This window comes from Aeromonas sp. PS2Canimalfood6, assembly GCF_048276795.1.
Classification (GTDB): Bacteria; Pseudomonadota; Gammaproteobacteria; order Enterobacterales; family Aeromonadaceae; genus Aeromonas; species Aeromonas caviae.
Window position 1 is genome coordinate 1 of sequence record NZ_JBLUXC010000104.1, and the last position, 4,994, is coordinate 4,994.

Here is a 4,994-nt window from a genome sequence, read left to right on the forward strand (position 1 = left end):
TAAAAAGTGTGAAGGCGATCCTGACTATAAAGTTAACTGCATATCACAGGCCTATAAGTATTTGTTTTGTAGGCAAAAAACTATTTTTAATTTTTAACAAAATGTTCACGATCTCGCCCTGGCCTACTGCTGAATTCACTGTCGGCGAAGGTAATTTGATGACTCATGATGAACCCTGTTCCATGGCTCCAGATGACAAACATGATCTCATATCAGGGACTTGTTCGCACCTTCCCTAGTTATTAGCACACAAAATGATTGACTTATGCCGCGGGGAAAACTAACAAGTTGTCATTCCGACATAGGACGAGCGACTGACTGACGATTTATTAGAAGTGGTGTATATATACGAGAGTGCTCGGGTGAAGACTCCCCACGAATCAAGGCAAGTGATAACCTTGTGGCCTGAGCTGCCATCAACTCAATAGGGTAACGCATAGTCGTTAGTTTAGGACGCAAATATCGAGCATAGATAATGTCATCAAAGCCTATCACGGACACTTCTTCCGGAACTTTGACTCCATTATCAGCCAGTACAGAGAGGGCGCCTGCCGCCATAGCATCATTGTAGGTTACTATAGCTGTAAGCTTTGCTCCTTTGGCGAGTAGGTTCAGCGTCGCCTGCTCCCCCCCTTCTTCATTTGGTTGGGCAAATTCAATCAACTCATCACTTGGAGCAATCCCTGCGCATATCAATGCATCCCGATAACCATTCAAGCGTGACTCTGCATCCTCGATAGGTCGATTTGAACCCAGATAAGCAATTTTGACATGTCCCTGCGCCAATACATGCCGAGTGGCTAACGTGGTTCCTTGCTGGTTATTCAATGCGATACAACGCACCTGAAGAGCTGGAATGTAACGATTAATCAATACCAAACCAGGAATGCGCTCAGCATATTGCAGCAATTCGTCATCAGATAATGCCTTGCTATGTACAACAAGCCCTTCACAACGGCGAGCAATCAACAACTCTATTGCTTCCCGTTCAGCGTCTGCTGTATGTCGTCCATTTCCCATCAACAAATGCAGCCCCTGCTCCGTAGTAACAGTGCCTACACCTTTCACCAATGCCCCAAAGAAGGGATCCGCCACGTCCCCAACAACAACACCAAAGGTATCACAACACTGGTTAGCTAGGGCCCTGGCATTTGCATTAGGAGTGTAACCAAGCTCAGTTATTGCTCTCTGCACTGCGACCCGGGACGCTGCGCTGGCTTTTGGCGAATTGTTCATCACTCGTGAGACCGTTGCCACCGATACATTGGCTAACCGAGCGACGTCCTTGATGGTACTCATACTGTTTTCACTCATTTTCACATTATAGTTAAACACTATTATACCCTTGAAAGTAATTGAAAAAAATAGAGAAAAATGATCTTGCAATGTAGTCTCACACTAAATTAGTGTAACCGCTTACACTGATTTGTAGATGAGCTCACAGTTTACGTCGAGGCCTCTCGTTTAGACTGTTACCAATGTTTTTATATGGAGAGCAAGATGAATGTTCTAGTCACCGGCGGTTGCGGATATATCGGCAGCCACACCTGTCTGGCCCTGCAAGCGGCAGGCATGAATCCCGTGGTGGTCGACAACCTCGGCAACAGCAAGCGCAGCGTGCTGGCCCGAGTCGCCGCCATCAGCGGCCAGCAACCCCAGTTCTATCAAGGGGATATTCGCGATGCCGCCCTGCTGGAGCGGATCTTCGCCGAGCAACAGATCGATGCAGTGATCCACTTTGCCGCCCTCAAAGCGGTCGGTGAATCGACCCGCATTCCACTGGATTACTACGAAAACAACCTCGGCGGCACCCTCACCCTGCTGCAGGCGATGAAGCGGGCCAATGTGCACAATCTGGTGTTCAGCTCCTCGGCCACCGTCTACGGCGATCCCGCTAGCCTGCCGATCCGCGAGGATTTCCCTCGCTGCGCCACCAACCCCTACGGGCGATCCAAGCTGCTCATCGAGGAGATCCTCGAAGATCTGCAGCTGGCCGAGCCCCACTGGAGCATGACCCTGCTGCGCTACTTCAATCCGGTCGGCGCCCACGACTCGGGCACTATGGGTGAAGACCCGCAAGGGATCCCCAACAATCTGATGCCCTATATCACCCAGGTGGCCATCGGCCGTCGCGACTGCCTGTCGGTCTTTGGAAACGATTACCCCACGCCGGACGGCACCGGCGTGCGCGACTACATCCACGTGATGGATCTCGCCGAGGGGCACGTCAAGGCACTGCAACACTGCGCCGGCAAGGGTGGTGTACACACCTACAACCTGGGCACCGGCCAGGGCCAGAGTGTGTTGCAGCTGGTCACCGCTTTCTCTGCCGCCTGTGGCAAGCCGCTGCCATTTCGCATCGAACCGCGCCGCCCGGGCGATATCTCCGCCTGCTGGGCCGATCCGGCCAAGGCGCAGCGTGAGCTGGGCTGGCAGGCGACCCGGGACATAGACGCTATGTGCGCCGACAGCTGGCGCTGGCAATCCGCCAATCCGAACGGTTACGAAGAGTAGGTCTGCCTGCTCCCCGGTAATAAACGACTTTATTTTTCAATACATTATTCAGGAGAGATGATGTTCAACCCCGTCGATCATCCCCATCGCCGCTTCAACCCGCTGACCGGCCAGTATGTGCTGGTCTCCCCCCACCGGGCCAAACGCCCCTGGCAGGGACAGGTGGAGAAGGTGAGTCAGGCCCCCAAGCAAGCCCACGATCCCGACTGCTTCCTCTGCGCGGGCAACACCCGGGTCACTGGCGACATCAACCCCGACTACAAGAGCACTTTTGTCTTTACCAACGACTTCGCCGCCCTGATGCAGGATACCCCGGCCGCCGATAGCGCCAGCGATCCCCTGCTGAAGCTGGAAGCCGCCCGCGGCACCAGCCGGGTCATCTGCTTCTCGCCGGACCACGGCAAGACCCTGCCCGAGCTGCCGCTGCCCGCCATCGAGGGGGTGATCACCACCTGGATGGATCAGGTCGCCGAGCTGTCGGCCCAGTGGCAGTGGGTGCAGGTCTTTGAAAACAAAGGGGCAGTCATGGGCTGCTCCAACCCTCACCCCCACGGCCAGATCTGGGGCAGCGACTTCCTGCCCAACGAGATCGCCCGCGAAGAGCAGCACCAGCGTGACTGGCTGGCCGAGCATGGCCGCCCCATGCTGCTGGAGTATGTGGAGCGGGAGTTGGCGGATCGCTCGCGCATCGTGGTGGAGACCGAGCACTGGCTCGCCGTGGTTCCCTTCTGGGCCGCCTGGCCGTTCGAAACCCTGCTGCTGCCCAAGGCGCACGTCCCCTCCATGCTCAACCTGACCAAGGCCCAGCAACAGGATCTGGCAGTGGCGCTCAAGGAGCTCACCAGCCGCTACGATAATCTGTTCGAGTGCAGCTTCCCCTACTCCATGGGCTGGCACTTTGCACCGCCCAAATCGGATTGCCCCGAGGCGTGGCAACTGCATGCCCACTTCTATCCGCCACTGCTGCGTTCCGCCACCGTGCGCAAATTCATGGTCGGCTTCGAGATGCTGGCCGAAACCCAGCGCGACCTTACCCCCGAGCAGGCTGCCGAGCGGCTGCGCGCTCTGAGCCCCATTCACTACACCCAGACCAGCCACACCAATGAGGAGGCCCTATGACCCCCAACCAACGTGTCAGCACCGTTTTTGCCGAGCAATTTGCCAAAGCGCCCGATCTGCTGGTGCGCGCCCCCGGCCGCGTCAACCTCATCGGTGAACATACCGACTACAACGACGGCTTCGTGCTGCCCTGCGCCATCGACTACGAGACCTGCGTTGCCATCGGCCTGCGCGATGACCGGCAAGTACAGGTGATCGCCGCCGACTACGACAATCAGCGCGACCAGTTCGACCTCGACCAGCCCATCGAGCACCACCCCAGCCAGCGCTGGAGCGACTACATCCGCGGCGTGGTGAAATATCTGCAGGAGCGCGGCTATACCCTGCGCGGCCTCGATCTGGTGGTCTCCGGCAACGTGCCGCAGGGGGCGGGACTCTCCTCCTCCGCCTCGCTGGAAGTGGCGATCGGTCAGGCCTTCAAAGAGGCGCTGGGGCTCGACATCAGTCAGGCCGAGATCGCCCTCAATGGCCAGCAGGCGGAGAACAAGTTCGTCGGCTGCAACTGCGGCATCATGGATCAGATGATCTCCGCCAGCGGCAAAACCGATCATTCCCTGCTGCTCGACTGCCGCTCGCTGGAGACTCGCCTCATCCCCATGCCGGCGGATCTGGCGGTGCTGATCGTCAACTCCAATGTGCGCCGCGGTCTGGTGGACAGCGAATACAACACCCGTCGCCAGCAGTGCGAAGAGGCCGCCCGTCACTACGGGGTCAAGGCGCTGCGCGAGCTCGATCTGGCCGGACTGGAAGCGGGCAAAGCCGGGCTGGATGAGGCCTGCTATCGCCGTGCCCGCCACATCGTCGGTGAAAACGCCCGCACCCTGGCGGCCGCCGATGCGCTGGCGAGCCACGATCTGACCCGCCTCGGCGAGCTGATGGCCGAGTCGCACGCCGCCATGCGCGATGACTTCGAGATCACAGTGCCCGCCATCGACGGTCTGGTGGAGATCATCAAGGCCAGGATCGGCACAGATGGCGGCGTGCGGATGACCGGCGGCGGCTTCGGCGGCTGCGTGGTCGCCCTGCTGCGCCCGGAGAAAGTGGCCGAGGTGATCGCAGCAGTCGAAGCCGAGTATCCGACAGTCTCTGGCTTAAAGGCTGATTGTTATGTTTGTCGGTCAACTGATGGTGCTTGTAGAAATTAAATAAAACTAGGAACTCAAAAATGAAAAAGACCAAAATTGTCTGCACCATCGGTCCGAAGACCGAATCCAAAGAAATGCTGGCCAAAATGCTGGACGCCGGCATGAACGTCATGCGCCTGAACTTCTCCCACGGCGACTACGCCGAACACGGTGGTCGCATCAGCAACCTGCGCGCTGTCATGGCCGAAACCGGCAAGCACGCAGCCATCCTGCTGG

General features: G+C 57.6%; 6 protein-coding genes. 5 read left to right on the plus strand and 1 reads right to left on the minus strand.

Features of this window, described 5'->3' with window-relative positions; all coding sequences use genetic code 11:
- Nucleotides 1–239, plus strand: a 239-nt coding sequence (locus ACNPAA_RS20530; RefSeq protein ID WP_417891975.1) for a hypothetical protein, incomplete at its 5' end; no start/stop codon positions are given.
- A 52-nt stretch (nucleotides 240–291) separates the two neighbouring features.
- Here the strand turns inward: ACNPAA_RS20530 and ACNPAA_RS20535 are convergent.
- Nucleotides 292–1,299 (minus strand): substrate-binding domain-containing protein, encoded by a 1,008-nt coding sequence (locus ACNPAA_RS20535; RefSeq protein ID WP_082030023.1) that lies wholly within the window; start codon nucleotides 1,297–1,299, stop codon nucleotides 292–294.
- Between the two features lie 201 nt (nucleotides 1,300–1,500).
- On the opposite strand from ACNPAA_RS20535, the gene galE reads away from it, so the two are divergent.
- The 4 genes from galE to ACNPAA_RS20555 form a co-directional block, all read left to right on the plus strand.
- Nucleotides 1,501–2,514, plus strand: coding sequence for a UDP-glucose 4-epimerase GalE (galE, locus tag ACNPAA_RS20540; protein WP_021141160.1), 1,014 nt, complete (start codon nucleotides 1,501–1,503; stop codon nucleotides 2,512–2,514).
- Nucleotides 2,515–2,574: 60 nt separating this feature from the next.
- Entirely contained in the window at nucleotides 2,575–3,633 is a 1,059-nt protein-coding gene (locus ACNPAA_RS20545; RefSeq protein ID WP_021141161.1) for a UDP-glucose--hexose-1-phosphate uridylyltransferase, read from the plus strand.
- A complete protein-coding gene (galK, locus tag ACNPAA_RS20550) occupies nucleotides 3,630–4,778 on the plus strand; it encodes a galactokinase (RefSeq protein ID WP_201873155.1) in 1,149 nt (382 codons plus the stop codon). The genes ACNPAA_RS20545 and galK overlap by 4 nt, the downstream gene beginning before the upstream one ends.
- Nucleotides 4,779–4,798: 20 nt before the next feature.
- Nucleotides 4,799–4,994, plus strand: a 196-nt coding sequence (locus ACNPAA_RS20555) for a pyruvate kinase (RefSeq protein WP_417891977.1), incomplete at its 3' end; no start/stop codon positions are given.

Bases quoted from the DNA above. Each gene is read 5' to 3' on its own strand.
- ACNPAA_RS20535 (WP_082030023.1), bottom strand. From the start codon at position 1,299: ATGAGTACCATCAAGGACGTCGCTCGGTTAGCCAATGTATCGGTGGCA.
- ACNPAA_RS20545 (WP_021141161.1), top strand. From the start codon at position 2,575: ATGTTCAACCCCGTCGATCATCCCCATCGCCGCTTCAACCCGCTGACC.
- galK (WP_201873155.1), top strand. From the start codon at position 3,630: ATGACCCCCAACCAACGTGTCAGCACCGTTTTTGCCGAGCAATTTGCC.
- galE (WP_021141160.1), top strand. From the start codon at position 1,501: ATGAATGTTCTAGTCACCGGCGGTTGCGGATATATCGGCAGCCACACC.